The following is a 25,522-nucleotide window of genomic DNA, read 5'->3' on the forward strand; positions in this document are numbered from 1 at the left end:
GTTCCGCCCGGCATACGGACCATCCGCCGGGAGGGGCGCCTCCCGGCCGTGACGTCTTGTCTCAGCGGGTCATTGCGAGAGGGTGAGTGGTGTCTTTCCGGGCATGATGGATGTGCTTCCGCTGGTCAGGTATAGGTCGGCGGTCCCGCGGCTGATGACGTGTCGTGTCGTCGCTTGGATGGAGGTCGGGGATGCCGTCGGTCGTGGGGTTGCTGCAGCAGCGTGAGCTCACCGCTCACCGCCGCGTGGACGAGCTGCGGCAGGAGGCCGACCGCACCCACGCCGAGCTGGATGTGGCCGAGCGGGAGTGGAACGAGTGGGTCATCGCCCGCTCACGCGTCGGCGAAGTGCTGGCCCGGGGCGACGGCACCTCCATTACCGACGAGGCGATCGCCACCGCTGGGCCACATCCGTATTCACTGCCCTCCGTCTGGGTCTGCTGGCGCTCTGGCTACCGATTGCTCGGGGTGGGAGCGGCGCCGTAAGAGCTCTTCTCCTCGACGGTGCCGCCGATCGTGGCGCGGAGAGACTCCATGTACTCCTTGGACTTCGCCGAGAGCGCCCAGCGGTCGCCGACCAGGTAGACGCCGCCGTACATTTGCGCGTAGTCCAGCCAGGCGCGCTGCCCCTCGGCGGTGTCGAAATCCAGGAGCACGTAATCCGCCTCGCCGGTCTTGCAGGTGGCCTGGCGGTAATCGGCGGCGTTCGTCGTGAGCTCGGCCGTGCAGCCGACCGTTGCGGCCAGCTGCTGCACGGTTCTGGGCGGGGCGGTCGCGGCACTTGGGCTGGTGTCGGCTTCTGCGCCGCCGACGGACGACGCTGCATCGGGCGCGGAGCCTCCAGCGCAGCCGCCGATCAGCAGGGCGCAGGAAACCGTCAGAGCGGTGCTGGTGAGCGCGCGGACGAGTGGACCGCCGGAACGTCGAGCAAGGGCCGGGTGGGACAGTTGGACCATGAAACGCCCTCTCGTGGGTGTGAACCCCTGGTCTCCGACTGCGCACCGAGGCCTCGAAGAGGACCGCCGCCCTGCATTCTGTGTGAAGGCCGTGAAGGAGTCTGACGGTCGGATCTCGGCGAAGGCGTGCGAGGGTGGTCAGCCTGCCCCGCTGAGGCCTTCTCCGGTTCTCTTTAGCGGAAGTTGCTCAACAAAAGCCCAGGGTGAGTCGGCGCCACTATCGTCCAGATCTCCGTGCGCGAACCGCGCTGCCGCTGCCTGGATCAGCACGTTGTCGGGCGGTGCCGCTGAAGCATCCTCGGAGGCTGCCTGCCCATGCGCCCAGTACTGTCGCCCGCCCGGACTTCCCTGACCGTACTGGCGTTGCTCGCCGCCGTATTCGCCCTGCTCGTCGGAGGGGCGGGTTCGGCTTCTGCGCACGCGAGTCTCAGCGGCTCGGACCCCGCCGACAGCAGCGTGTTGAAGGAGGCGCCGCGGCAGGTCACGCTCACCTTCACCGAGTCCGTGACCTTCTCCGAGGATTCGGTGCGGGTGCTTTCGCCGGAGAACCAGCGGGTGAACCCGGCCCCAGCGGAGCACGTGGACGGCAAGGGCAACACGGCGCGGGTGCAGTTGTCGGACGGGCTGTCCGAGGGCACCTACACGGTGGCCTGGCGGGTCGTCTCCGCTGACGGCCATCCCATCTCGGGTGCGTTCGTCTTCTCGATCGGCAAGCCGTCCGATACTGCCGCCGTGGTGCCGGACGGTTCGTTGGACGACTCGGCGGTCGGCCGTCTGTACGGACTCTTCCGCTACGTCGCCTACAGCGGGCTCGGGCTCCTGGTCGGAGCGGCTGCTTTCGTCGCTGTCTGCTGGTCGGATGCGGGTGCGGTTCGTGGGGTGCGCCGGATGCTGGCCTCGGGGTGGATCGTGTTGGGGGCGTCCACCGTCGCGCTCTTGTTGCTGCGCGGCCCGTACGAGACGGCCGGCGGCCTGACCTCGGTGTTCGACCTGTCACAGCTCGGCCGAACCGCCGCCGGGCGGCCCGGGCTTGCGCTGATCGTCCGGCTGGTGCTCTTGGCGGCCGCTGCCGTGCTGCTCAAGTGGTGTGCCGTCCGGATGCGGAGTCAAGGCGATGGAGCCGAACCGCGAGGCATCGGAACGCGTGTCCGCTGGACCGGGGTGGTACTCGCCGTGGCGTTGGCGTTCACCTGGGCCGCCGCCGAGCACGCCTCCGCCGGCATCCAGGTGCCGCTCGCCATGCCCGTCGCCGTGCTTCACCTGCTGGCCATGGGGGTCTGGCTGGGCGGCCTGATCACCCTGGTGATCGTCCTTCGGTGTGCGGGTTCGGGTGGCGGTGTGGTTCCGGCTTCTGTCGTCGGCCGTTTCTCCACGTTGGCATTCGCTGCCGTTGCCGTGCTGGTCGGCACGGGCGTGTACCAGTCCTGGCGGCAGGTCGGCTCCTGGGGTGCGCTGACCACCACGTCGTACGGAAAGACCCTCGTCGTGAAGGTCGCTGTCGTGGTCCTCGTCCTGTGGGTCGCGTCGTTCTCGCGCCGTTGGACCGCCCGCTTCCTGCACGAGACGGCTCCGGCCGTCGAGACGCGGACGGTACGGGAGCCCGAGCTGGTGGAGGCGACCGTTGGGGCACCGGCGGCTCCGGCGGCTCGGGCAGCGACGGATCAAGGTGGCGTGCCCGATGCGCCCGGTGGCGGAGAGGTGCCCGACGTCGACGCACATCGGCGCCGGCTGCGCCGGACCGTCGCCGTCGAGGCGGTGCTCGGCGTCGTGGTCCTGGCGCTGTCCACCCTGCTGACCGGCACCCAGCCCAGCCGTGCCGAGGGCGAGATCGCGGCTGCGGTGGCAGCGGCGGCGCAGGAGCCGCAAGCCAAGGTGGCCACGGTGCCCTTCGACATGGGCAAGCCCGGCCACCAGGGCAAGGTGCAGGTCACCCTGGCACCTGGACGCGTCGGGGAGAACACGGTCGAGGCCGTGGTGTTCAGCGCCGACGGTGGTCTCGCGAGCGTTCCCGAACTCCGGCTCTCGCTCACACAGGAGAAGCTGGGAATCGGGCCGATCGACGCCAAGCTCAAGGATCAGAAGGGGTTCTGGGCCGTCTACGACCTGCAGCTGCCCATGCCCGGCGAGTGGACCTTGAACATCACGGTGCGTACGAGTGAGATCGACCAGGTCACCGTGCGCGGGAGCGTCGACATCACGCCGGTGCCGGGGCGACCGGCGAAGTAGTCCACCGGTCGCCCCGGCACCGGTCGGTCGGTCAGGTCTGGCGGCCTCGGCGCGTCCACCAGAAGGCGCCCGCACCGCCGAGAACGACGACGGCCGCGACCGCTGCCACGACGATGCCCGTGTTGCCTTCCGAATCCTCCGCAGCCGTCTTCTGCGTGTCAGGGGCCGGGGTGGGCGCCGGCGGAGCGGCGGAGGACGGCTGCGCGCTCGGGGCGCTCGGCGTCGGTGTGGGTGACGGGCTCGGGGCGATCGGCTTGGCGCCGGGCGCGGCGGGTTGCAGCTTCAGGATCGGGGCCGGGTTGTCGACCTTCTGGCCGTCCGTCGGGGTCTCGATCCACCGGGAGACCTTGCCGTCGCTGTAGGTCTCCAGGGTCTTGAACGCGAGGGACTTCGCGTCGGGCAGTTGGCGCACCGTGATGCTGTACTCGGCGTCGGTGCCGGTTGCCAGCGCCGCCCCTCCGACGCTGTACCCATCGGGGGTGGCGGTGAACTTCCAGTCCTTTGGCGCTTCCTTGAGGGCTACGGCGTCCGGGGCAATGCCTTCGGGGAGAACGACGCGCAGCTCCGTGATGCCTGCGGTGTCCGACTCCGCCTCGGAGGTGAAGGACAGGGTGACGTTCTCGGCGAGGGCGCGCGGCTCGGAGGCGGAGACCTCGGCGTGGGCGACCGCCGGTCCGGCCGCGAGGCCCAGGAGCACCGTCGCGCCGACGGCGGCGAGGCCGAGGCGGCGGAGCTGGGGGTGATGGTGCGAGGTGTGCATGCTGAAGGAACCCTCTCGGTACGTGGAGCGGGCCTCTGGGGTGACCGTTCAGCCCGCCGGGATCAGGGGATCGTCTTCTGCACATCGGAGGGGAGGGCCCCGGCGGACCACTGTGTCCTGGAGCATCGTGCTCACCAGCGGCCGGGGGGTACGAACATCGAGCGGGAGGCGGTGGGTTCGAGGGTACGGACGGAGCCGCGACCGGCAGAGGTCACCGAGCGCCGCAGCGGCGGCCGCAACGGCCCTGTGCGCCCAGCGGCCCACCGTCTCCGGCAGGCGGCTGAGCGCCCGGTCCGCGCGGTACATCAGCACAGCCATGACGCCGGCGGCCACACCATGGACCGCCGTCATCACCCACGCGCTGTGGTGCGCCGTACGCACGATGTGCGTTAAGGCGTTGTGGGCCCCGTCATGTTCGTGGTGGACCGGCTGCTGCGCCGACAGGGCCCGGTGCAGGACGAGTTGAGCGGCTCCTGTGGCCGCGGCGACGTGCCACCAAGGTCGGGACCTCGCTGCAACGAGCCATGACAGGGCGGACACGCACACCGCTCCGCCGGCCATCCGCCGCCAGGCGACCGGGTCTCCCGAGGCCAGGGGATGGCCCGCGGCCGCCAACACCGAGCTGAGCAGAACGAACATGGCGGCCCGCAGCCACCGTCCGCTCGGCCGCTCGGGCTGCGGACGCGAGCGCATCCCTGCTGGGGCTCCGGTCATGTCCGGCTCATCATCCACCGGGCACCGCTGCCCACGAGCCCCAACTGTCAATTGAGGAGCAGTTTTCCGTGTCGGGGACGGCTTCTGGTCAGGTGGTACGGCCTCCTCGAAGGAGGCCGACCGACACGTCAACGACGATGAACGCGGCCAGGGTCAATCCCAGGACCGGCAGGGCCCAGCCGAGCACGACAACGGCCGGGACGCCCGCAAGGATCACCGGCGTCGGCAGCCCCCTCCATGCACCGCGGGCGGGTGCCTTGCCGAAATGGGCCGCACGGTCTTCACGGGAGGGCCGGCGTAGCCACCACATGCGGTATCCCCAGCCGGTGATGAGGATCAGGCCGACGGCGATCGCGGCCAGTACGACCTGGTTCGCGATCCCGAAGAGGACGCCCATGTGCGCCTGCGTACCGAGCTTGCTCAGCTTGGCCGGCGCAGGATAGTCGGCCCACCTGGTGCGGGACGTGACTTCGCCGCTGGAGGTGTCCACGGCCACCTGGTCGTAGTGGACCGGCCACGTGTTGTCGGTCTGAGCCACGACCCAGGCACGCGAGGCATCGCGTGGTGGTGTCACCGTGACCGTGCCGCTCAGGCCGGCGCCACGGGCGACCGCGAGCGCGGCGTCGAAATCCGCCGGATCTCCCGTCAGACCCGCGGGTGTCGCGCCGTGCTGGGAGTGCCCGGCGTGTTCGCCGCCTTCCGTACGAGGGGGCTGCTGGGGCTCGGGCAGCACTGTGTCCAACTCCGGCGCACGCCCCTTGACCGCGGTGAGCAACTGCCCGAACCGGTCGCCCGCATAGTGGGACCACGTCAGGCCGGTGGCACTGAGGAAGAGCAGGCCGAGGGCGAGCCAGATCCCGGTCGCGGCGTGTCGACTGCGCGTACGTCGCACCCCGCGGGCGGTGCGGTCGGGGAGGAACAGGGACCGCGCACGCCGCATGCCCTTCCTCCGGTTGCGGCCGATCCACAGGACGAGTCCACCGGCCACGAGCACCCACAGCCAGCTGGCGGCGGTCTCCGAATAGAGCCGCCCCGTCTCTCCCAGAAGCAGGTTGCGGTGCAGGTCGTCCAGCCACGTGGTCAGCGGTGTCTTCCCGAACCGCGTCGTCAGATCGCCCTGGACCCGGGCGGTGTAAGGGTCGACGAAGACCGTGCGCTGCTTCTCCCCGAGACCGGGGACGGCCAGTACGACCCGAGTGGTCGCATCAGGTTCGGCCGGGGTGACGACCGAGGCCAGAGCGCCGTCGGGGTAACCGGCGCGTGCGGCGGCGATTTGCTCCGCCAGCGGGCGGGACTCGTCGCCCACCCTCGCGACGCTCAGGCGGTCGCCGTAGACGAGCTGGTCGAGTTGGGGAGTGACGGTGTAGGCCAGCCCCGTGAGCGCGGCGGTGAGCAGGAACGGGGCGACGAACACCCCTGCGTAGAAGTGGAGCCGGACCAGCAGGGCCCGTAGGCCCTTTCGAGTTCGTCCGGATGGCTCCGGGGCGGGGGCCGAATCTCTGGACGGAACGTGCTCGATGGTCGAAGACATGTCTGTCCTCCGGTGGAGGCACGCGTAGCCGGGTCGGGTGCGCATGCGGCGAAGTCGGTCTCGGTGAGGGGAGCTGCCAGGGGGAGTGGCAGCTCAGGAGCGTTCACCGGAGGGCCTCTTCGCGGACGGAGGGTGGCGAGACGTACGCCGTAGCGGGCGGGCAGGGGTGGGGAGTGAGGGGCTCGGTCGGTGTTCGGCGATGGGAGGAGCGGGCGTGGGGTGGCGAGGCGTACGGGGCGCAGCAGCAGAGCGGCGAGGTGGCGGAGCAGCGCCTCCCCGTAGATGACGTACAGGGCGGCCCCCAGCGTGGCCAGCCCGTGAGCCAGCGCCATCGCCGAGCTCATCGTGGGCATGCCGCTCTCGCCGATCGCATCCATACCTGAGTGGACTTCGGCCAGATGACCCGTCGAGGCGTGACGTGTGTGCGCCGAGGATCCCGATGCCGTCAGGTGGGGTCCGGTGGTGAGCGCGTGGAGGGCGAGGTGCAGGCCGTACTGGAGGGCAGCGAGGGCCATGGCGGTGCGAGCGAAGGTACGGTGGCGGGTCGCGCAGAGTGCGGTGCACGGTACGGCGGCGGCTACGAGGAGCAATCCGTACCCGGTGGCATCCGGTGGCTGCCCGCCCGCCGCGATGTGGCTCACCAATCCCAGGGCAAGGCAAACGCCGGAGGCGAGCAAGCCGTTGAGGGCCTGCCTCAACCAGAGTTCCGGACCACTCACCCACGCAAACTATCCGGCCATTTCCGGCATTTCTGCTCGCGCGGCCGCGGCTGCCCAAAACGGCCGACGAATGCAGCAACGGTTCACCCGCTCCGTGCGAAGGCGCGCCGGGTGGCTTGTCCGTCCTGCCGAGTGGGCATGCCCACTCGTGCAAGGGGCGTGACGGTTCGCAACGCCAACGGACAGCAAGCGAAGGGTACGTGTGATGGCCGACAGCAGTTCCCTGACACCGATAGCCACCTTCTGCGGCAAGTGCGACTGCGGCTGCCCGCAGCTGTTCGTCGACGAGTCCGCGCCGGCCGATCGGCGTGTGGTGATCACCGACGACTTCGGGCAGCGCGTCGAGATGAGTGCCGACCAGTTCGGTTCGCTCGTGGAGGAGGCCAAGGCGGGACGGCTCGACGCCGTCGTGTCGGCCTAGCTGCGGCGTTCAGTCGCAGCAGGCGTTCGTGTCGGCGGTCGCGCACGTCCGGTCCGCTTCGACCGCCAGCACCGCGGAGCTCAGGTCTCCCAGCGCGTGACCGAGGCGGGCATCGGCGAGTTCGTACCGGGTCCGGCGCCCGTCGGGCACTGCGACGACCAGACCGCAGTCCCGCAGGCAGGCCAAATGGTTCGACAGGCGGGTGCGGGAGATCCCCAGGGCATCGGCGAAGTCCGAGGGGTAGCCGGGCTCCTGCTGGAGCGCGAGCAGGATGCGGCAGCGAATGGGGTCGGCCAGCGCGCGGCCGAACCGCGCGAGCGCCTCGATGTCCGTGTCGGTGGTCAGCACATCCCCACAGTACAGGGGATCCTGAATTCATGCAGTGGTGAACTGGTTGTGTCTGGCGCCGCCGGGCGCCAGGTACGTAGTCTGCCTGTCCTTCGCCGATGGGGAGGAATCGTGGTGCGGTGGGTCCAGCGTGAGTGGGTGAACCCGGACGGTCGGCGGATGTGCGCGATCGTGACGGAAGCCATGGCCGCCCTGTCCGACGAGGAGCTTCGCCTGGGCTTCGCGCTCATGCACGGCGTGCCGTACACCGGTACCCAGGACAGCTCCGTCGCGTCGGAGCCGCCGGGGTGCGCCGAGGCGGCCCGGCGGGCGGCCGGGGACGGGCAGGCCGACGGATAGCGGCCGACCTGCCCGTACGACGGCTACGCCCCGACCGGAACGGGGCGCGGCGCGGACAGCCGGCCGGTACGTGTCAGCCCGGCGAGGGCAGCCGTGCACGCGAAGCCGACCACGGCCAGGACGAGCCAGGCGAGGGCCGGGTGCGCGCCGGTCCGTGCCGTTCCCAACAGGGCGCCGGTGGCGAGGTTCCCGAGGGTGATCCCCACGCCGCAGACGGTGTTGTAGAGGCCGTAGTGGGTGGCCACCCAGCGGCCGCCCGCGAGGGCGACGATGGTGTCCATCTCGAACGGGTACAGCACCGCCGTGGCGACGGCGAGGAGTCCGGCGCACGCCAGGAGAGGGATGACGGCCGCGGCAGCCGCCCACCCCTGCGCGGCCGGCCCGGCCGAAGAGCTGAGCAGGGGTGGGAGGAAGGCTGCGCCCATGAGGGCCATACCCGCGCACAGGCACCGCGCAGGGCTCCAGACCCGCTTGCACCATGCGGTGATGCGCAGCTGCCCCAGGATGGCGACGCCCCCCGAGACGACGAACAGGGCGCTGGTCGCGGCGGTGGCGAAGGTGCCCTCGCCCGCGAGGCGTTCGACCTCCAGGGGCAGTGCCAGGTAGATCTGGAACGACAGGACGTACGAGCCGCTCATGGCCAGGGAGAACAGCCAGAAGGTCCGGTTGCGGAGCACGGTGCCGGCCTGCTCGCGCAGCGCCGGCCGGTCCTCGCGCGGGCCGGATGCGTTCTGCGGCAGGCGTCGGAGTTGCAGCAGGGTGAGCGCGGCGAAGACCGCCGAGGCGACCGTGCAGGTCAGGGGGAAGGAGACCGAGGTCAGTGCGAGCCCGACGAGCGGGCCGAGGAGGATGCCCCCCTGGTAGAAGACGTTGAAGAGGGCGAAGGCGTCCACCCGGCGCTCGCCCGCCTCCGCGGCCACGTAGGCCCGGACCGCCGGGTTGAACAGGGCGCCCGCCAGTCCCGTGGCCGCGGACGCGGCGACCAGGGCCGGCAGGGTGTCGGCGAACGCGAGCGCGGCGAAGCCGACGGTGCGCAGGGTGCAGCCCGCCACGATCAGCGGCTTGAAGCCGAGGCGGTCGGCGAGCATCCCGCCGACGAGGAACATGCCCTGCTGGGAGAGGTTGCGTACGCCGAGGATCAGCCCGACCGCCCAGGTGGCGAGCGCCAGGCTGCCGGAGAGGTGGGCGGCCAGGTAGGGCATGAGCATGTAGAAGCCGAGGTTGATGCTCAGCTGGTTGACGAGCAGCAACTGCACGGTGGCGTCGAAGGAGCGGTACTGCTTCCAGGTCTGCCTCATCGGCCCGCGCCGGCCGTGCGTGCGGTGGCGGGGGCGGCCGGAGCGGGCATGGGGTCGAAGACGTCCGTGCAGCGCGTCCACCGGGCGATCTCGCCGGAGAGGGGCGATGCGACGGTCTCGGGTGCGGAGGGCGGGTCGGTGCCCAGGAGCTGGTGGGTGCGGCAGTACTCGTCGTTGAAGACGGTGTCGAAGTACCGGTGCGGTCCGTCGGGGAAGACCGCGGCGATCCGGGTGCCGTCGGGCTGGGTGCGGGCGAGCCAGCCGGCGACGAGGGCGACGGCGCCGACGCTCCACCCGCCGGTGGCGAAATGCCTGGCCGCCAGCCTGCGGGCGGACCAGACGGCTTCGGCCGGAGCCACCCAGTGGACCTCGGAGAAGGCCGGGTAGTCCACGTTCCGGGGGTAGATCGAGGAGCCGAGGCCGCGCATGAGGCGGGGTCGGGCGGGCTGGCCGAAGATGGTCGAGCCGATCGTGTCGACGCCGACGAGGCGTAGCGCGGGGTTGGACTCGTGCAGCCGGCGGGCGATTCCGGAGGAGTGGCCGCCCGTGCCGACCGCGCACACCAGCACGTCCACCGTCCCCAGCTGGTCGGTCAGTTCGTCGGCGAGGGGGCGGTACGCGGCCACGTTGTCGGGGTTGTTGTACTGGTCGGGGCACCAGGCGCCCGGGTGTCGGCCGAGGAGCTCGGCGACCTTGCGGCGCCGTGCCTCCTGCCAGCCGCCTTCGGGATGCGGCTGGTCGACGATGTGGAGCCGTGCGCCGTGCGCCGTCAGCATCCGTTCCATGATCGGTTCCATGCCGGGATCGGTAACCAGGTGCACGGGGTGTCCGTGGAGCACGCCGGCCGGGGCCAGACCGAGACCGAGCGTGCCGGAGGTGGACTCGATGATCGGCGCGCCGGGGCGCAGCGCACCGCGTTCGCGTGCCGTGTCGACCATGTACAGGGCGGCACGGTCCTTGATGCCCCCGGGGTTGAAGCCTTCGAGTTTGGCCCAGAAGCCGCGGGGGGCCGGGGTGAAGGGCTCGTCGATGAAGAGCACGGGGGTGTTGCCGACGGCTTTGAGCACGCTGTGCGGTGCGGGGGCCGCCGACGGGGAGACGGGCAGGGACAGTTCGGTCATCGCGGGTTGTCCTTCGTGCGGCACGGCGCGACCGGGAGCCCACCGGGACGCGGTGGGGAGGTGACGGACCGTGCAGGGTTGAGAGGGCGCGCGGGGACACTCCTGAATACGGCGCTACGGCAGCCGCGCGGAGGGCCCGGGCCCGCTCAGGTTCTGCTCACGCACGCCTTGCACAGCAGATCGCGGCCGGATCCGACCGCGGACGAGGCCGGCCCGTCCGCCGGGGCGTGATCGGCACGGGATGAACCGGTCTGCACGGAGGCCGGCTTGAGGACGGCCGCTCCATCGGGGGTCCTGCGCTCTTGCAGCTGAGTCGCGGTGTGATCGTCGGCGTGTTCGCAGGGACGGTCACCGTCAGGGCAGCCGACAGCGAGTTCCGGATGGGCTCCGGCCTGCGTGGCCGCCGAGGAGGGGACGGGTGCGCGGTGGTGGCCGCCGGTGTCGCACACGCCGAAGACCAGCGCGACCAGGGCGGCTGTCACGAGGACAGCCACCCAGCCGCCGTTCCGGCGGCCGTCACGTGACCACAGCACATTCCACACAGTGATCTCGACGCTACCGTGTGTGCATGAAGAGTGCCCGGCTGTCGCGTTCCGTGACGTGGTGTGTCCCGGCGGTCGGATGCGACGCGGACCCCCATGTCACAGCGGGAGCCGGCGGATCTACGCAGCCGTGAAGCATGGTCGCCGCCGTGTGTGTCGATTCACCGCTTGGGGTGAACGCGTACCTCCGGGTTGCCGTGCGCGGTGTCGAGGACGGGAAGAGTGTGGCCTCGGCTCCACTGGGGTCGTGACGTGCGGGGGAGTGCCGGATGTCCGCACCGGCCGACGTCCGGGCCGGCTCCAGTCTGCACACCGGGCTCCCGCCGGGACGTGGCCCGTTCGCCCGGGGCGCCACGTGGGCCGTCGCCACGGCGCGGTAACGTTTGGGCAACGAGCCGCATGCTGAGGAGGTGGAGGGCACGATGCGACGCACAGCAGCCCTTCTCCTCCTGCTCGTCGCGGCGGTCTTCGTCCACGCGGCCGTTCCGCACCACTCGGTGGCCGCGTCCTTGGTGAACACCGCGACCGCCGCGCCGGTGGAGAGCAGGGCGACCGCGCCGGGCAGCCATGCGCAGAGCATCGGTCAAGAGCCCCTGCACCACGACGCCGTCGGCGAGCCCGCGATGGCGCGCGGACAGAGCGGCACCCTCGACGACGCACCCTCGGTGCTCCTCGACGAAGAGGGTCCGGCAGCCGGATCCGCGGAGCCTGCGCCGCCGCTCGACCGCACGGCCAGGAACAGCTGGAGCCCCGCGGCGCCGGCGCAGCCTGCCGCCGCGTCACTGCAGACCTTCCGCTGCTGAGCGGCCTCACGCCGCAGACCGCCCCAGCCCCTTTTCGGCCCGCCCTTCGTGGGCCGGCCCTGCACGGGACCGGTCTGCGCGCGCACCTGCTCCTACCTGCCGCAACGAGCATGTGAGGCCGACCTCATGCAGTCCCTGATCGACCATGCCCGCGCCTTCCCGGTGAAGATCGCCGAGACGTCGCACGACTTCTCCCACCTCGCCCGGGGCCAGCGCCCGATGGCCGCCTTCGTCTCCTGCTCCGACTCCCGGGTCATCCCCTCGCTGATCACCGGGGCGCGTCCCGGTGAACTCTTCGAGGTGCGTACGGCGGGCAACATCGTGCCCCGCTATCGCGCATCCGCCGCCTGCGCGGTGGCCGCCAGCCTGGAGTTCGCCGTCAAAGTCCTCAAGGTGCCCGACATCGTCGTGTGCGGTCACTCCCACTGCGGCGCGGTGCAAGGGCTCATGCACCGGCAGAGCCTGGAAGCGCTGCCGCTGATGCAGCGGTGGCTGGTCGGCGCCGGCCGCGCGGTCCGCAGGCCGGCCACCGACCGGATCGAGCCCGTCGGCGCCGACCCCGTGCAGGTCGCGCAGGCACACCTGCTCGCGCAGCTCGACCATCTGCGGAGCTATCCGTGGGTTTCGCAGCGACTGGTCGTCGGCCGCCTGCGGCTGCACGCCTGGTACTACACCGTCGACACCGGTGAGGTCCTGGCCTGCCAGCCCGGTTCTCGCGTGTTCCGGAGGCTCTGATGGGATCCCGAGCCCGTACGAGGGCCTCCGACCGCCACAACAGCGCATCGCAAGGGAGGGGCGACGGGCGACGCGCTCGTCGTGGGTCCCGAGGGGCGGCCATGTTTGCACTGTCGAGTGACGTTTCCGCCTCGGTCGTCGTCTTCCTCGTCGCTCTGCCCCTCTGCGTGGGCGTGGCGGTCGCATCGGGCGTGCCGGCCGAACTCGGACTGGTCACCGGGATCGTCGGAGGTCTGGTGACGGGGCTTCTGCCGGGCAGCAGCCTCCAGGTCAGCGGCCCGGCCGCCGGCCTGACCGTCCTGGTGGCCGAGGCCGTGCGGTCCTACGGCCTGGCCGCCCTCGGGCTGATCGTCGTAGCGACCGGCCTCCTGCAACTCCTGCTCGGCGTGTTGCGGCTGGGGCGCTGGTTCCGGGCGATCTCGTTGTCGGTCGTGGAGGGCATGCTCGCGGGCATCGGCCTGGTGATCATCGCGGGGCAGCTCTTCGCCATGGCCGACCGGCCCGCCCCGCCGACCGGCCCGGACAAGCTGCTCGGCCTTCCCGCGCTGGCGGCCGCGGTCATCGCTTCCCCCGGTGCGCGAACGGCCTTCTGCCTGGGCGCCGGGGTGATCGCCGTCATCGTCGCGTGGCCGTACCTGCCCGAGGTCGTCCGCACGGTGCCCGGCGCCCTGGTCGGTGTCGGTCTCGCCGTCGTTGCCACCCAGATGCTGGACCTGCCGGTGGAGACCGTGAAGATCAGTGGAATCCTGGAGGCCGTCACCACGCCGGACTTCACCCTGCTGCCCTCGTTGCCCGCCCTCTTCCTGGTCGGCACGATCACGGCCTTCACCCTGATCGCCTCGGCGGAGAGCCTCTTCAGCGCGGCGGCCGTCGATCGGCTCCACAACGGTCCGCGCACCGACTTCGACAAGGAACTGATCGCCCAAGGCGCGGGCAACACCGTCTCCGGTCTGCTCGGCGCCCTGCCGCTGACGGCGGTCATCGTTCGCTCCTCCGCCAACGTCCGGGCCGGCGCCCGGACCAAGGTCTCACGCGTACTGCACGGTGTGTGGCTGCTGTTGTTCGTCATGCTCCTGCCCGGTGTCCTGGCCATGATCCCCGTTGCCGCGCTCGCCGGAGTCCTCGTCCATGCAGGGGTGAAGCTGCTTCCCGTGAAGCAATTCGTTCCCCTGTGGCGGCGACACCGCGGGGAGGCTCTGGTGCTGCTCGCGACAGCGCTCGGCGTCCTGGGCGTCGGGATGTTCGAGGGTGTCCTGATCGGACTGGGGCTGTCCGTGGTCAAGACGGCGTGGGACACCTCCCGCGTGAAGATCGAAACGGTGGGGATCCGGCCGGACGAACTGACCGTGAAGATCAGCGGCAACGCGACCTTCCTCAATCTGCCGAGGCTCCTCGACGCACTGGAGGCCCTGCCGTCCGGCTGCCCGATCCGCCTGGACATGACGGATCTGCGCCATCGCGACCACGCCTGCACCATGGCCCTCCTGTCCTGGGTCGAACGCCGGGACGGCCAGGACGTGACCCTCGTCCAGCTCACTCCGTCCCTCTGACCCGAGGTGTGGGGGTGGGCCACGGCTGCCTGCCCCCACTCCATTGATTCAGACTTTCCTGAATTCAGGATTCTATGTACTGTCGAGTCGTGTCGAGGATCTCGGCCGCGGACACCCGTAGATGGAGGAACCCGTGGAGAACTGGTCGTGGGTCGCGCTGACCCTCTTCGTGGCCTGGGCGGTGACGGCTTTCGGAGCCCGCTCCGTCCTGCACCGCCGCCGTACGGGCGACACCGGGTTCCGGGGCATCTCGGGCCGGCCCGGATCCGCTCCGTGGTGGGCGGGGGTCTTGTTCGTCCTCGCCCTGATCGGCGGCCCGGCAGCGCCTCTGGCCGCTCTCGCCGGGATGCTCGAACTGCCGGGCACCGAAGGCAACGGCGGTCTGCAGTGGGGCGGGCTGCTCGTGGCCCTGGTGGGCATGGCCGCCACGTTCGTCGCCCAGAGTGCGATGGGATCCTCCTGGCGCGTCGGAGTCGACGCCGACGAGCGCACCGAACTCGTCACCTCCGGCCTCTTCGCGCACGTCCGCAACCCGGTCTTCACCGCGATGACCGTCACTGCCGCGGGACTTGCGGCGATGGTGCCCAACCTCGTCGCCGTCCTCGCGTGGTCGGTCCTCGTCGTCGCGATCGAACTCCAGGTCCGCGTGGTGGAGGAGCCCTACCTGGCGCGGGTCCACGGTCCTGCCTACGCCCGCTATGCCACGCGGGCAGGGCGCTTCGTCCCCGGTGTCGGACGGAGCGTCAGCCGTGCCGGTGCCTGATTCTCACCGCGCATCGGGACGGGTGAGGAAGCCGATGAGCGCGGCAGTGGTCTCGGCAGGATGGGTGAGCAGCCCACCGTGCGCCGCACCTGCCACCACGGCCAACTCGCCCTGCGGCAGCGCCTCGACGGCCACCCGGCCGGTGCGCGGCGGGAAGTACAGGTCATGCTCGAAGGTCAGTACCAGCGTGGGCACCTGGATGCCGGCGAGGGATGCGAGCCGGTCGGGGGCGCGGAGCCAGCCGTCCGACGCCGCCGACTGTCCGGCCGCGCCTTCGGGGGAGGCCCACACACCGTCCTGTGCTCCGAGCAGTTCGAGCCAGCCCCGTACCTGCTCCTCGTCGTCGCGGAGCACCGGCGCGGGGAGCGAACTGAGCAGCGTCTGCAGCCGCATGAAGGCCGGCGGGAGGCTTCCGGTCGCCGCGATCAGCTCCGCCTCCGTGTCCAGCACCGCCTCCACCACGCCCGTCGTCGGCCCCGCACCCGCCATCAGCACCAGCGACCGTACGAGGTCGGGCCGGGTCCGCGCGAGGAGTTCCGCCGTGAAACTGCCCAACGAGTACCCCACCACCGCCGCCCGGTGGACGCCGAGAACGTCCAGCAGCGCTGCCAGATCACCGGCCAGGTCCTCCATCGAGTACGGGGCCGGCGGCGCGTCCGAGGGGGCGACCCCGCGCGCCGCGTACGTCACGACCTCGTACCCGGCGCGGACCAGTGCGTCCCGTACACCGCAGAACTCCCAGGCGACCGGCGGCATTCCCGTGCCGCCCGCCAGAACCACCACGGGCCCGGCCCCCGTTCGCACGTATGCGATGCGCACACCGTTCACCACGACCGAGTCCATTCCCCCACCTTCCGACGCGACCTGAGCGTGCTCCCCAGCATCACCACCGGAGCCGAAAGCTCAAGTCCCGCCACCGCCCTCTCGTGTCCTCGACGCCACCACCCCGCCCCACTGCCACGCTGCCGACACCGGCCGCCCGACACGGACAGCACCGATCCAGTACCAGGAGGAACACCCACATGCCACACGGCCACAGCCACGGCTCCGACCCGGACGGAGGGGACGGGCACGCGCACGGACCCAGGATCGGCAGTGCCGGCGAGCGCCACCAGAAGCCCCTGGCGATCGCGTTCGCCATCACGGCCGCCTACGCGCTGGTCGAGGTCGTCGCAGGCTTCACCACCGGCTCACTCGCCCTGATCAGCGACGCCGCGCACATGGGGACCGACGTGCTGGGGCTCGGCCTCGCGCTCGCCGCCATCCACCTCGCCAAGCGGCCGGCCGCGGGCCAGCGGACGTACGGCACCTACCGGCTCGAGGTCCTGGCCGCCGTGATCAACGGCCTGCTGCTGTTCGGCGTCGCCTTCTACGTCCTCTACGAAGCGGTCGAGAGGTTCCGCAACCCGACCGAGGTCCCGGGCGTGCCCATGCTCGTCGTCGCCGTGATCGGCCTCGTCGTCAACCTGATCTCCTTCCGCCTGCTGAGCGCCGGCGCGAAGGAGAGCCTCAACCTCAAGGGCGCCTACCTCGAAGTCTTCGCCGACATGCTCGGATCCGTCGGAGTCATCATCGGCGCCGTCGTGATCTGGACGACCGGCTTCCAGTACGCCGACCCGATCGTCGGCACCGTGATCGGTCTGTTCATCCTGCCGCGCACCTGGAAGCTGATGCGCCAGGCCCTGCGGATCATCATGGAGGTGGCCCCGCCGGACGTGGACGTCGAGGCCGCCACCCGTGACCTGGCAGCCATCCCCGGTGTGATTCAGGTCCACGACCTGCACATCTGGACCATCACCAGCGGCATGGAGGCGGCCTCCGCCCACATCGTCATCAAGGAGGGCGCGGACTGGCACGCCGTTCTCGACCAGAGCCGTCAGATCCTCGCCGAGACCTACGGGGTCACCCACCCCACCATCCAGGTCGAGCCGGCGGACCACACGGAAGTGTCCCCGGGCTTCTGACAGGGAAGGAAGCCGGTGGTTGAGAACCCGTCGGGCGGACCGCACGCGCGGTCCGCCCGACCGGTCAGTGGTGCTGCGGCGCGGACGCCGCCGGCTGCTCGGCAACGAGCGTCACCGGCTGGGCGCCGCGTTTGGTGAGCATGCCGTTCATCAGGTCGATCTCGGCCTGCTGAGCCAGCACGATCCCCTCGGCCAACGCCTTCACCTGGTCGTTCTTGCCCTGCTTCACGGCAGCCTCGGCCATGACGACCCCGCCCCGGTGGTGCGGGATCATCAGCTGGAGGTAGAGGACCTCGGCATCCCGGCCCTTGGCGGCCTTCAGCTGCTCCAGCTGTGCCCGGGTGGCCATGCCCGGCATCTCGGTGACGGCCATCCCGCTGCCGTGCCCGTCCATCCAGGCCATCGCCCCCTCGGGGGCGAGCTTCGGCGACTGCCACATGTCGAGCCAGCCCAGCATCATGCCGCGCTGGTTGGCCTGGGTGTTGATGACGTCGAAGGCCAGGGTCCGGACCTCCTCGTCGGTGGTGTTCTCGCGAACGAGGAAGGACATCTCCACGGCCTGCTGGTGGTGGGCCGCCATGTCACGGGAGAAGCCCGTGTCCGCGGCCGTCGCCGGTGCGGGGCCGGTGGTGGCCGCGCCACCGGAGGGGAAGGCGAACACCACCGCACCCGCCACCGAGCAGAGCAGCAGCCATACGAGACCCCAGGCCGCCCAGCGGGGCCGGTGCGCGGAGCCGCTCACGCGGTCAGACCGTTCGTGCAGGCCGCGCCGGGCTCCGGAGTCTGCGGTCCCTGAACGTACTTGGTCAGGAAGGCGTTCACCCGGGGGTCGGAGGCGCTGTCGACGCTGACCTGCTTGCCCCAGGCCGACAGGGTGATCGGACCGGCCTGCTTCGAGTGGGGGCTCAACAGGGTGTAGGGGGTCTTCCGTACGCGCTCGCCCAAGGACTTGACGTCGTCCGGCGCGGCCTTGTCGCTGTACGTGATCCAGACGGCGCCGTGCTCCATGGCGTGGACGGCGTTCTCCTGCGGGACCTCCTTCTCGTACACGTCCCCGTTGCAGTTCATCCACCGCTGGGAGTGATCGCCGCCCGCAGCCGGGGTCATCGGATAGGTCACGGCCTGGGTGACGTGGTTCTGCGAGAGCTTGTCCCAGGTCTTCTCCCCGTCGATGGGGGCGGCCTTGGCGGCTTCCTTCCGCTGTTCTTCGCCCTTGATGGTGAAGAGCAGATAGGTGGTACCGCCGGCGAGGGCGGCGAAGATGAGACCGCAGACGACCACAGTGATGATCTTGTTGCGGCGGTCGCGCGCCGCCTGGGCGCGGCGGACGGCATCGAGCTTGGCGCGTCGCTGTGCGGCGGCGCTGTTCTTGGGCAGGCCCATGATCGGTTCCTTCACTCCCCGGTGCGGGGCAGGTGGCGGGTCGGTTGACGGATCACGACTGCATCCGCGCACGCAGGCACGCGCGGACGCGGTGACCGTCTAGATCCGCAGCACCTGGAGGGAGTGGAGATCGACGCCCCGAGCCGTGAGCGGGGCACCGACGGCCGGTCCGGCCCGCGCCGGCGGGCGAGCGGCAGCGGCGCTCTCGCCGGGCAGCGCGACGTCTTCGGGCAGGGGCAGGATGCTTCCGGGCAGGTGGTGCAGTGCGGTCAGGCACGTGTCGCCCGGCCGGTGGTCCACGCAGCCTTCGACGCTGCCCGACGTGTCGGCGTTCTGGACCGTTGAGGCGGTGGAGGGCATACCCCAACCCGCTCCGGCGGCGGGTGGAGGTCCGGACCGGTGGCACACCGTCACGGCGAGCAGGAGTGCGGCGACGCAGCACATCCAGCTCAGCAGTGCGCGCAGCCGCAGGCCCGTGGAGGGACGCGGCAGCGGTGACGGGGTGCTCGTCATGGTGGGGAGATCCTAGGTGGACGGGGCGGGCAGCGCGGGTCGGCGACCGCGATTCACAGCTTTCGGGTGCTGTCCAGGGCGTCGGCGAGGGCCTGGGGCGTCCGGGTGGACAAGTAGACGTACGGGGTGGGGTCCTCCGGGTCGGTGTTCTCGATCCGGACGGCACCGCTGATGTAACTGCGCATCAGGAGGTGTGCGCGGAGGTCGGCCTTGTACGTGCGCCAGGCGCGCGCTTCCTCCCCGTCGAGGACTTCCACGCGGCCGAGCGCCGTCAGCGGGATCCTGGCCTGGTCGGCGACCAGCAGCTCGTTCGTGACGCGGATGCGGGACGAGCCCTGGGCGCTGACCCACATGCAGGCGATCAGGGTGCCCACGATGAACCCGCCGAGAGCGGCGAGGCCACCGTAGGGCATGACGATGAGTGCCATGGAGAATCCGGCGGCCACGGCGATCAGCCACCAAGTGCGCGGCGCGGTGAGCCGCTCGTCGTAGGTGAGAGGGGCGGGTGAGGTCATGAGGTGTTCCTCGTCGTGCGGTGTGGGGAGGTCACAAGGGCCGGAAGGAGTTGAGGTGCGGGCGGAAGGAGACGGTGGAGCCGGTGCCCAGATCGTGGTACCAGCCGTGGAGACGAAGGCTGCCGTCCGCCAGCCGGGGCGCCACACAGGGGTAGTCGCTCAGCACGTCCATCTGCTTGAGGACGTGCCGGTGTCCGGCGGCCGTGAAGTCCCCCGTGAGCGCTTCCCCTTGGCGGGTATGGCCTGCGGAGACGTCGACGACCTCGCAGAGGGAGTGGCCGAGGACCACGATGTCGGTGATCCGCAGCGTGGCCACGGCGTACTCGATGGTCAGGGCCTCACCCGTGTGCTGCTCGGGATCGAACCGGGGGACGAGGCCGCCGTGGGTGCGCAGTTCCAGGACCTCGCCCGGGCCGCTGCCCGTGATGAGCGAGGGGAGCAGGCGCGCATCGGAGCAGGCGATGAGCATGGCCTTGGGGCGCTGGCCGTCTGCCGGGTCCGTGAGCGGAACCCGCAGGGCCGCGGCGCGGGCCCGGTAGGTCCGCGTCCCCTCGACGAGCGAGTCGACCGGCAGGCCGTCGGGCCCGCTCACCGGACGGGCCGTTCGTCGATCAGCGCCTTGAACGCCTCGTACGTCGCGGGAGTCGGGACGCGCCGGCCGAGGACGCGCCGCCGACGGGTCGCGGCGACGGCGAGCAGATACCTCTTGAGCCTCATGATTCCTCCACCTCTGCTCCCCGGGCCGTACGGGCCGTGTGTGGTGGGCTCGCCGTGCCACCCGAGCGGGTGACGGCAGCCCGGAGTCGGCGATCCCGTGCGTGGAGACTCGCCAGGTAGGCGTTGTACGCCGCCAGAGGGTCACCGGAGTCGCCGCGGTCGATCCGCCGGTCGACGCGGCGGGCCTCGCGGCGATCGGAACGGACCCACTGCGCGGCCAGGATGATCGTCGTGATCAGCACCGGAATGTCACCGGTGGCCCAGGCGATCGCCCCGCCGTTGTACTGGTCCTGCGCGAGGTCGGGCCCCCACGTACGGCCGACCGCATTCCACCAGCCGGCGCCGATGATCGCGGTGGAACTCATCAGGGAGATGCTGAACCACGAGTGGAACGGCATCGTCAGCATCAGGACGAAGAGCCGGCCCAGGTGCGGTGGGCGGCGGGGGCCAGGATCGACACCGATGATCACCCAGAAGAACAACAGCCCGACGGCCAGGAAATGGAACAGCATGGCCGTGTGACCGAGGTGGCTGGACATCAGGGTCTCGAACCACGAGGTGGAGTAGACGGCGAACGCGCTCCCGATGAACAGCACCCCCGCCACGGCCGGATGCGAGATGACCTTCACGTACCGGCTGTGCAGCAGCCACATCAGCGCCTCGCGCGGCCCTGCAGGCTCGCCCTTGCCGGCCGACGGCAGGGACCGGAGTGCCAGAGTCGCCGGTGCGCCGAGGACGAGCAGGATCGGGACCGTCATCGCGAGGATCATGTGCTGGCCCATGTGGACGCTGAACATGACCTTGCCGTACACGGCCAGCCCGCTCATCGTCGAGACGACGGTGACGAACAGGCCGAGCAGCCAGCTGATCGTGCGGCCGACCGGCCAGTGGTCGCCGCGCGCCCGCAGCCGCCGGACGCCGACCCCGTACAGCACGGCGGCGGCGCCCGTACCGAAGGCGAAGACCGGGTCGAAGTGCCACTGGGTGAACAGGGGCGTCCAGGGGAATCCGCCGAGCTCGGGCGGCATCGGGAACCCGAGCAGTTCCTCCGTCGGCGAGGGGGAGCCCTTCGCACCGGGCGGCGGCGAAGTCCGGGACAGGGCCACGGCCAGGCCCATGGCCGCGGCCATCACCAGCACCTCACCCGCGGCGAACCGCAGGAACGGACGCCGGGTGCCGTCGGCGATGGCCGGGAGGGTCCGGCGGCGGTGCCACCATCCGACGGCTCCCAGGATCAGGAGGGCGGCGGTCTTCAGCAGCACCATCCGCCCGTACCCGGAGGTGAACCACGCGGCCGAAAGCGGCAGCCGGACCAGGGCGTTGACCAGTCCGCTCGCCGCGACCGCCAGGAACGCCCCGCCCGCCAGCGGGCTGAAGTGCCGTGCCGCGACGGCGGCACCCTCCGTGCGGTGCACCGCGGCGGCCAGGACGAAGAGCAGGCCGCCGACCCAGACGGCGACACCTGCCACGTGCAGGGCCAGGCTGGTGACGGCCGCGTCATGGTTCCCGGCGGCGGCCGAGTGCCCCGTGAACGCGGGAGGCAGGACGGCCGCGACCGCGAGGACGAGGGCGAGGCGCGCCCACCGGACGGTGGTGACGCCCGGGCACAGCGTCGCCAGGGCCAGCCCGGCCGCCGCCATGGCCGCGTAGGAGCGGCCCTGCGCCGACGTGAGGGCGAAGTCCGCCACCATCGCCGGGTCGAGGACCGCGGAAACGGGCCGGGCGAAGAGGTCGGACAGCGTCAGGACCAGCAGCGCGACGGAGGAGACCGCCCACAGACCGGCCGCGACCGCTGCCGCCGTGAGGTACGGCATCCGGGACGGGCCGAGGCCCCGCCCGCCGGGCAGCAGTACCCCTGCCAGGAGGAGAGCGCCCACCGTGGCCACCGCGGAGATGTCGGCGGTGACGCGCGCGAGGGGGAGCCCCCAGGAGGTGAGCGGTCCGGCGTCCTCGATCCCGGGAACCTGCTGCGCGGTGGAACCGGCCGCCCACAACCCGAGCAGGGTGACGCAGAGGGCCAGGACCACCGGAGCCAGGAAGAGCAGCGGCAGCCGCCGACGGCTGCCGGTCACGACGTCAGCCGTCACGGCGGGCCCTCCGGCGGCGCCCGACGAACACGGCGGCTCCGGCACCCGCGACGATCACGGCGCCCAGGGCCGCCACCGTGCCGTACCCGCCCGACGACGCCACGGCTCCCGCGCCGTCCGTGGAGGCGGGCCCGGCGCTCGGGCTGTCGGCGGTGGGCCCCGCCGAGGGCGACGCGGGACCGGCCGGCGCCGCAGGTGAGGGGGCGGCCGCGCGCAGGGTGAACGTGTAGGAACCGCTGACGGGATGACCGTCTGCGGAGACCACCCGGTAGCCGACGGTGTACGTACCCGAGGGCAGCCCGGGCTTGACCGGCAAGGACGCGGTCCTGCCGGACACCTGGGGATCGCCGGCCGCGGCGGGGCTGCCGTCCGGCCCCGTCAGTGCGACCTTCGCGTACTCCTGCGTCATCTCGTCGCTGAAGGTCAGCCGGATGTCCGCGGGCAGTGCGTCGAGGGTGGCGCCCTCGGCCGGTGTGCCGGAGGTCAGGTCGGTGTGGGCGGAGGCGGCCGGAGCCGCGGCCCACAGGAGGGCGGCGCCGAGAGGTACGACGAGGAGGCGGGTCGCCGCACGGGCGACGCGCCGGGAAGGGCGAGGCATGGGAAGGAAAGGTCTCTCTCTGGTCTCCGGACGAGCCGGAGCAGGGACGCCGACGTCGGCGGACCGCCCCTCCACCCCGTCGTCAGGGCAGGCAGAGACCTCCGCCGGGCATCGGCCCGGTCAACGTGAGAGGTGCGCGCCACATCGCGGCACGCCGGGACCGGGGCGGCGCCCGGCCCTCGTTCGACCGTGCCACCACGGCGGACGGAGGCAGCGCACCGCTTTCCAGCGCACGCAGATCCGTCTTCGGCCCGGTCGTGACGCCGATCCGCGGCCAGACGAACAGCAGCAGGACGCCCAGCGCCTCCAGGACCGGCTTGCCGCGCCATAGGAGCAGCTCGGTGAGGCCGAACAGCTGCGCGGCGATCACCAGCATGATCACGTGTCCGGACAGGAACACCTCGGGAGGTATGCCGGCCGCCGAGGCGTGCTCGACCATCGACGCCGGGCCGCTGCCCGCTCCCGCGACGGCCGCACAGGCGCCGGGAAGCGCGTAGGCCGCGTGATACGCCAGCTGGGCACCGGTCAGGGCCGCCACCACCTGGCCGTCCGACAGCCGCGCGCGCGTCAGCAGCACCGAACCGGGGACCGCGACCGCGGCCATGCCCAGCAGTACCGCCCAGCGCGGAGCGTGCCCCTGTGACAGCAGGTGGCCGGCCAGTGGCAGCAGCACGCACAAGGCGGCCAGTGCACCGGCACGCAGCCCACGCGCCAGTCCGCGCGCCGGCGACGGAGGCCGGGACGATGCGGTGGCGGACATGGCTGCTGCACTTTCCGGGAGGTGAGCTGGAGACGGCTCCGAGCCTCCCACGAGGCCGGAGCATCTCGCAGGGTATCCCGGAGGGACCGGCAGCCTTTCCAGGGGTGCACGGAGACCTCATATCAACGTCCATTAGTCTGTTGATTCGAAACCTGAGGTTCCGGGAGCGCGTCTGCCCGGTCCGGTCGTTCCCCTCCTCCCATTGACGGGTGTCATGACGAAGAACGTGAAGATTTCGCTGGTCCTGGGCGTGGTCGTGCTGGCGGTGATCAGCGGCCTGCTGGTGTTCGGCGCCTCCTCCAAGAAGGACGAAGCCCCGGTGGGCGCGGGCGGCGAAGCGGCGGCCCGGGCCTCCAAGCTCGTGCGTCCGGACAGCCACCGGCTGTCCACCGCCGAGGACGGCAAGGTCACCGTGGTGGAGTTCCTGGACCTCGAATGCGAGTCCTGCCGGGCGGCCTTCCCCGACGTGGAGAAGCTCCGTGAGGAGTACAAGGGCCGGGTCACCTTCGTCATGCGGTATTTCCCCATCCCGAGCCACCGCAACGCCGAGCTCGCGGCCGCGGCCGTGGAAGCGGCCGGCAAGCAGGACAAGCTCGAGGCGATGTACCGGAAGATGTACGAGACGCAGGAGTCCTGGGGCGACCAGCAGGTCTCGCACGAGAAGACCTTCCGCGGCTTCGCCGAGGAGCTGGGCCTGGACATGGCCCGCTTCGAGAAGGACTGGAAGGACCCGGCGACCGCCGAGCGCGTCAACAAGGACCGTGAGGACGGCATCGCCCTCGGGGTGCAGGGCACGCCGACCTTCTTCATCAACGGGCAGCGGCCGCAGATCAGGTCGTTCGAGCACTTCAAGGCCGCGATCGACGCGGAACTCGCCAAGTGACGACCGTCGCGTCGCGCGCCGGTACCGGGGGCCCCGAAGCCGCTCGGGACGCGGCGGCCGCAGTCTCCGCCCGGTTCCTGGGCTGGGTCCTGACCATCGGCGGGGCGCTCGGCCTGCTGGCCGCCTTCACGCTCACCGTGGAGAAGATCGCCCTCCTGAAGGACCCGTCCTACAAGCCGTCGTGCAGCATCAACCCGGTGCTGTCGTGCGGGTCGGTGATGACCACGCCGCAGGCGGAGGCGTTCGGCTTCCCCAACCCGCTGATGGGCATCGCCGGCTTCGCGGTCGTCGCCACGATCGGCGTGATCCTGCTGGCCGGGGCCGAGCTGCCGAAGTGGTTCTGGCTCGGCCTCCAAGCGGGCGTCACGTTCGGCGTCGTGTTCGTGCACTGGCTGATCTTCCAGAGCCTGTACCGGATCGGCGCCCTGTGCCCGTACTGCATGGTCGTGTGGACGGTCATGATCCCGGTCTTCTGGTACACCACCCTCCACGTCGCGGGCCGTCGGGCGCCTTCCGCCCGGTGGCTGCGGGGCGCCACCGCCTACCACGGCGTCGTCCTGACGGCCTGGTACCTGCTCGTGGTCGTACTGATCACGGAACGCTTCTGGCTCTACTGGAGCAGCCTCGTCTGAGGCGCCCCACCCCCGATCCCACCCAGGAACAGGTCCTGCCCCGTGTTTCAGCGTTCCCCCTCCGGCCGTGGCGGCGTGTCGCGGCGTACGGCCCTGGCCGGTCTCGCCGTACTGACCGTGTCGGCGGCCACCGGCTGCGGCGCCGGCGACGACTCCGGAAAGCCCGCCGCGGCGTCCGCCGACCAACGGCTGACGAGCACGCCGGCCGCCGAGCGGAATCCCGCCCCGGACATCAGCGGCGAGACCCTCACGGGGGAGCCCGTCGCGCTGGCGGACCTCCGGGGGAAGATCGTGGTCCTCAACGTGTGGGGTTCGTGGTGCGCGCCGTGCCGGGCCGAGGCCCCGCACCTGCAGAAGGTGCACACCGAGCTCAGGGACCAGGGCGTCGCCTTCCTCGGCATCAACACCCGCGACGGCTCGAAGGAGGCGGCCCGGGGATTCGAGGAGACCTTCTCCATCACCTACCCCAGCCTCTGGGACCCGGACGGCCGGGAACTCCTCAAGTTCAAGGGCACGCTGCCGCCCTCCGCCATCCCCACCACCCTGGTGATCGACCGCCGGGGCCGGGTGGCCGCGCGCGGGCTCAAGGCATTGACGGAAGCCGAACTGCGCTCCCTGATCGACCCCGTGCTGAAGGAGGGCTGA

At 71.2% G+C, this 25,522-nt stretch carries 28 protein-coding genes and 1 pseudogene; 13 read left to right on the forward strand and 16 right to left on the reverse strand.

Annotation, left to right across the window (positions count from 1 at the left end; all coding sequences use genetic code 11):
• Positions 1 to 191: 191 nt before the first annotated feature.
• Positions 192 to 452, forward strand: a pseudogene (locus BCL76_RS30525) (hypothetical protein); the annotation flags it as partial.
• Here the strand turns inward: BCL76_RS30525 and BCL76_RS38635 are convergent.
• Positions 452 to 955: a hypothetical protein gene (locus BCL76_RS38635; protein ID WP_146228447.1), complete on the reverse strand. Its 504-nt coding sequence runs from the start codon at positions 953 to 955 to the stop codon at positions 452 to 454. The pseudogene BCL76_RS30525 and the gene BCL76_RS38635 sit on opposite strands and share 1 nt — an antisense overlap.
• Positions 956 to 1,270: 315 nt before the next feature.
• On the opposite strand from BCL76_RS38635, the gene BCL76_RS30535 reads away from it, so the two are divergent.
• Positions 1,271 to 3,181: a copper resistance CopC/CopD family protein gene (locus BCL76_RS30535; protein ID WP_109782588.1), complete on the forward strand. Its 1,911-nt coding sequence runs from the start codon at positions 1,271 to 1,273 to the stop codon at positions 3,179 to 3,181.
• 31 nt (positions 3,182 to 3,212) lie between these two features.
• On the opposite strand, the gene BCL76_RS30540 is transcribed toward BCL76_RS30535, so the two are convergent.
• Both BCL76_RS30540 and BCL76_RS30550 read right to left on the reverse strand, forming a co-directional pair.
• Positions 3,213 to 3,941: a DUF1775 domain-containing protein gene (locus BCL76_RS30540; protein ID WP_109782589.1), complete on the reverse strand. Its 729-nt coding sequence runs from the start codon at positions 3,939 to 3,941 to the stop codon at positions 3,213 to 3,215.
• Positions 3,942 to 4,743: 802 nt separating this feature from the next.
• Positions 4,744 to 6,186: a PepSY-associated TM helix domain-containing protein gene (locus BCL76_RS30550; RefSeq protein ID WP_109782591.1), complete on the reverse strand. Its 1,443-nt coding sequence runs from the start codon at positions 6,184 to 6,186 to the stop codon at positions 4,744 to 4,746.
• Positions 6,187 to 7,110: 924 nt separating this feature from the next.
• Between BCL76_RS30550 and BCL76_RS30555 the strand changes: the two genes are divergently transcribed.
• On the forward strand, positions 7,111 to 7,326 hold the full coding sequence (locus BCL76_RS30555; RefSeq protein WP_109782592.1) for a hypothetical protein: 216 nt from the start codon (positions 7,111 to 7,113) through the stop codon (positions 7,324 to 7,326).
• Positions 7,327 to 7,335: 9 nt separating this feature from the next.
• Here BCL76_RS30555 and BCL76_RS30560 read toward each other — a convergent pair whose 3' ends face one another.
• Positions 7,336 to 7,674, reverse strand: a complete 339-nt coding sequence (locus BCL76_RS30560; RefSeq protein WP_109782593.1) for an ArsR/SmtB family transcription factor — start codon at positions 7,672 to 7,674, stop codon at positions 7,336 to 7,338.
• Positions 7,675 to 7,788: 114 nt separating this feature from the next.
• Between BCL76_RS30560 and BCL76_RS30565 the strand changes: the two genes are divergently transcribed.
• Positions 7,789 to 8,013, forward strand: coding sequence for a hypothetical protein (locus BCL76_RS30565; RefSeq protein ID WP_109782594.1), 225 nt, complete (start codon positions 7,789 to 7,791; stop codon positions 8,011 to 8,013).
• Between the two features lie 23 nt (positions 8,014 to 8,036).
• Here BCL76_RS30565 and BCL76_RS30570 read toward each other — a convergent pair whose 3' ends face one another.
• Both BCL76_RS30570 and BCL76_RS30575 read right to left on the reverse strand, forming a co-directional pair.
• Positions 8,037 to 9,311 (reverse strand): MFS transporter, encoded by a 1,275-nt coding sequence (locus BCL76_RS30570; protein ID WP_109782738.1) that lies wholly within the window; start codon positions 9,309 to 9,311, stop codon positions 8,037 to 8,039.
• Positions 9,308 to 10,432 carry a PLP-dependent cysteine synthase family protein gene (locus BCL76_RS30575; RefSeq protein ID WP_109782595.1) on the reverse strand — a complete coding sequence of 375 codons (1,125 nt, stop codon included), beginning with the start codon at positions 10,430 to 10,432 and terminating at the stop codon, positions 9,308 to 9,310. The genes BCL76_RS30570 and BCL76_RS30575 overlap by 4 nt, the downstream gene beginning before the upstream one ends.
• Before the next feature lie 332 nt (positions 10,433 to 10,764).
• On the opposite strand from BCL76_RS30575, the gene BCL76_RS38640 reads away from it, so the two are divergent.
• The 5 genes from BCL76_RS38640 to BCL76_RS30600 all read left to right on the forward strand — a co-directional run bounded on the left by BCL76_RS38640 (position 10,765) and on the right by BCL76_RS30600 (position 14,825).
• Positions 10,765 to 10,956 carry a hypothetical protein gene (locus BCL76_RS38640; protein ID WP_146228448.1) on the forward strand — a complete coding sequence of 64 codons (192 nt, stop codon included), beginning with the start codon at positions 10,765 to 10,767 and terminating at the stop codon, positions 10,954 to 10,956.
• Between the two features lie 440 nt (positions 10,957 to 11,396).
• On the forward strand, positions 11,397 to 11,777 hold the full coding sequence (locus BCL76_RS30585; RefSeq protein ID WP_146228449.1) for a hypothetical protein: 381 nt from the start codon (positions 11,397 to 11,399) through the stop codon (positions 11,775 to 11,777).
• 126 nt (positions 11,778 to 11,903) lie between these two features.
• Complete coding sequence (locus BCL76_RS30590) at positions 11,904 to 12,512, forward strand: carbonic anhydrase (RefSeq protein WP_109782598.1); 609 nt, start codon at positions 11,904 to 11,906, stop codon at positions 12,510 to 12,512.
• Positions 12,513 to 12,613: 101 nt separating this feature from the next.
• Positions 12,614 to 14,062, forward strand: a complete 1,449-nt coding sequence (locus tag BCL76_RS30595) for a SulP family inorganic anion transporter (protein WP_109782599.1) — start codon at positions 12,614 to 12,616, stop codon at positions 14,060 to 14,062.
• A gap of 133 nt (positions 14,063 to 14,195) precedes the next feature.
• The gene (locus BCL76_RS30600) at positions 14,196 to 14,825 is read left to right on the forward strand and encodes a methyltransferase family protein (RefSeq protein WP_109782739.1); all 630 of its coding nucleotides are present in this window, start codon (positions 14,196 to 14,198) and stop codon (positions 14,823 to 14,825) included.
• Between the two features lie 3 nt (positions 14,826 to 14,828).
• On the opposite strand, the gene BCL76_RS30605 is transcribed toward BCL76_RS30600, so the two are convergent.
• Positions 14,829 to 15,668 carry an alpha/beta fold hydrolase gene (locus BCL76_RS30605; RefSeq protein WP_109782600.1) on the reverse strand — a complete coding sequence of 280 codons (840 nt, stop codon included), beginning with the start codon at positions 15,666 to 15,668 and terminating at the stop codon, positions 14,829 to 14,831.
• A gap of 179 nt (positions 15,669 to 15,847) precedes the next feature.
• Between BCL76_RS30605 and BCL76_RS30610 the strand changes: the two genes are divergently transcribed.
• Positions 15,848 to 16,789: a cation diffusion facilitator family transporter gene (locus tag BCL76_RS30610; protein WP_109782601.1), complete on the forward strand. Its 942-nt coding sequence runs from the start codon at positions 15,848 to 15,850 to the stop codon at positions 16,787 to 16,789.
• Positions 16,790 to 16,853: 64 nt separating this feature from the next.
• Here BCL76_RS30610 and BCL76_RS30615 read toward each other — a convergent pair whose 3' ends face one another.
• The 9 genes from BCL76_RS30615 to BCL76_RS30650 all read right to left on the reverse strand — a co-directional run bounded on the left by BCL76_RS30615 (position 16,854) and on the right by BCL76_RS30650 (position 23,362).
• Entirely contained in the window at positions 16,854 to 17,531 is a 678-nt protein-coding gene (locus BCL76_RS30615) for a DUF305 domain-containing protein (RefSeq protein WP_109782602.1), read from the reverse strand.
• The gene (locus BCL76_RS30620) at positions 17,528 to 18,172 is read right to left on the reverse strand and encodes a DUF3105 domain-containing protein (protein WP_109782603.1); all 645 of its coding nucleotides are present in this window, start codon (positions 18,170 to 18,172) and stop codon (positions 17,528 to 17,530) included. The genes BCL76_RS30615 and BCL76_RS30620 overlap by 4 nt, the downstream gene beginning before the upstream one ends.
• A 99-nt stretch (positions 18,173 to 18,271) precedes the next feature.
• Positions 18,272 to 18,685, reverse strand: coding sequence for a hypothetical protein (locus tag BCL76_RS30625; protein WP_109782604.1), 414 nt, complete (start codon positions 18,683 to 18,685; stop codon positions 18,272 to 18,274).
• Positions 18,686 to 18,738: 53 nt separating this feature from the next.
• Positions 18,739 to 19,200, reverse strand: coding sequence for a DUF3093 domain-containing protein (locus BCL76_RS30630; RefSeq protein WP_109782605.1), 462 nt, complete (start codon positions 19,198 to 19,200; stop codon positions 18,739 to 18,741).
• A 31-nt stretch (positions 19,201 to 19,231) separates the two neighbouring features.
• Positions 19,232 to 19,792 (reverse strand): carbonic anhydrase, encoded by a 561-nt coding sequence (locus BCL76_RS30635; protein WP_109782606.1) that lies wholly within the window; start codon positions 19,790 to 19,792, stop codon positions 19,232 to 19,234.
• On the reverse strand, positions 19,789 to 19,917 hold the full coding sequence (locus BCL76_RS40055; RefSeq protein ID WP_258309985.1) for a hypothetical protein: 129 nt from the start codon (positions 19,915 to 19,917) through the stop codon (positions 19,789 to 19,791). Before BCL76_RS40055 ends, BCL76_RS30635 begins: the two co-directional genes overlap by 4 nt.
• Entirely contained in the window at positions 19,914 to 22,004 is a 2,091-nt protein-coding gene (locus BCL76_RS30640) for a bifunctional copper resistance protein CopD/cytochrome c oxidase assembly protein (protein WP_109782607.1), read from the reverse strand. Before BCL76_RS30640 ends, BCL76_RS40055 begins: the two co-directional genes overlap by 4 nt.
• Positions 21,994 to 22,602 carry a copper resistance CopC family protein gene (locus BCL76_RS30645; protein WP_109782608.1) on the reverse strand — a complete coding sequence of 203 codons (609 nt, stop codon included), beginning with the start codon at positions 22,600 to 22,602 and terminating at the stop codon, positions 21,994 to 21,996. The genes BCL76_RS30640 and BCL76_RS30645 overlap by 11 nt, the downstream gene beginning before the upstream one ends.
• Before the next feature lie 82 nt (positions 22,603 to 22,684).
• Positions 22,685 to 23,362 (reverse strand): hypothetical protein, encoded by a 678-nt coding sequence (locus BCL76_RS30650; protein ID WP_109782609.1) that lies wholly within the window; start codon positions 23,360 to 23,362, stop codon positions 22,685 to 22,687.
• A 214-nt stretch (positions 23,363 to 23,576) separates the two neighbouring features.
• On the opposite strand from BCL76_RS30650, the gene BCL76_RS30655 reads away from it, so the two are divergent.
• From BCL76_RS30655 to BCL76_RS30665, 3 genes are read left to right on the forward strand one after another with little or no spacing between them, the layout of a single operon-like run.
• Complete coding sequence (locus tag BCL76_RS30655; RefSeq protein WP_109782610.1) at positions 23,577 to 24,245, forward strand: DsbA family protein; 669 nt, start codon at positions 23,577 to 23,579, stop codon at positions 24,243 to 24,245.
• On the forward strand, positions 24,242 to 24,877 hold the full coding sequence (locus tag BCL76_RS30660; RefSeq protein ID WP_109782611.1) for a vitamin K epoxide reductase family protein: 636 nt from the start codon (positions 24,242 to 24,244) through the stop codon (positions 24,875 to 24,877). Before BCL76_RS30655 ends, BCL76_RS30660 begins: the two co-directional genes overlap by 4 nt.
• A gap of 42 nt (positions 24,878 to 24,919) precedes the next feature.
• Positions 24,920 to 25,522 carry a TlpA family protein disulfide reductase gene (locus BCL76_RS30665; protein ID WP_109782612.1) on the forward strand — a complete coding sequence of 201 codons (603 nt, stop codon included), beginning with the start codon at positions 24,920 to 24,922 and terminating at the stop codon, positions 25,520 to 25,522.

Origin of the sequence: Streptomyces sp. CG 926, assembly GCF_003148825.1 — a bacterium.
GTDB lineage: Bacteria > Actinomycetota > Actinomycetes > Streptomycetales > Streptomycetaceae > Streptomyces.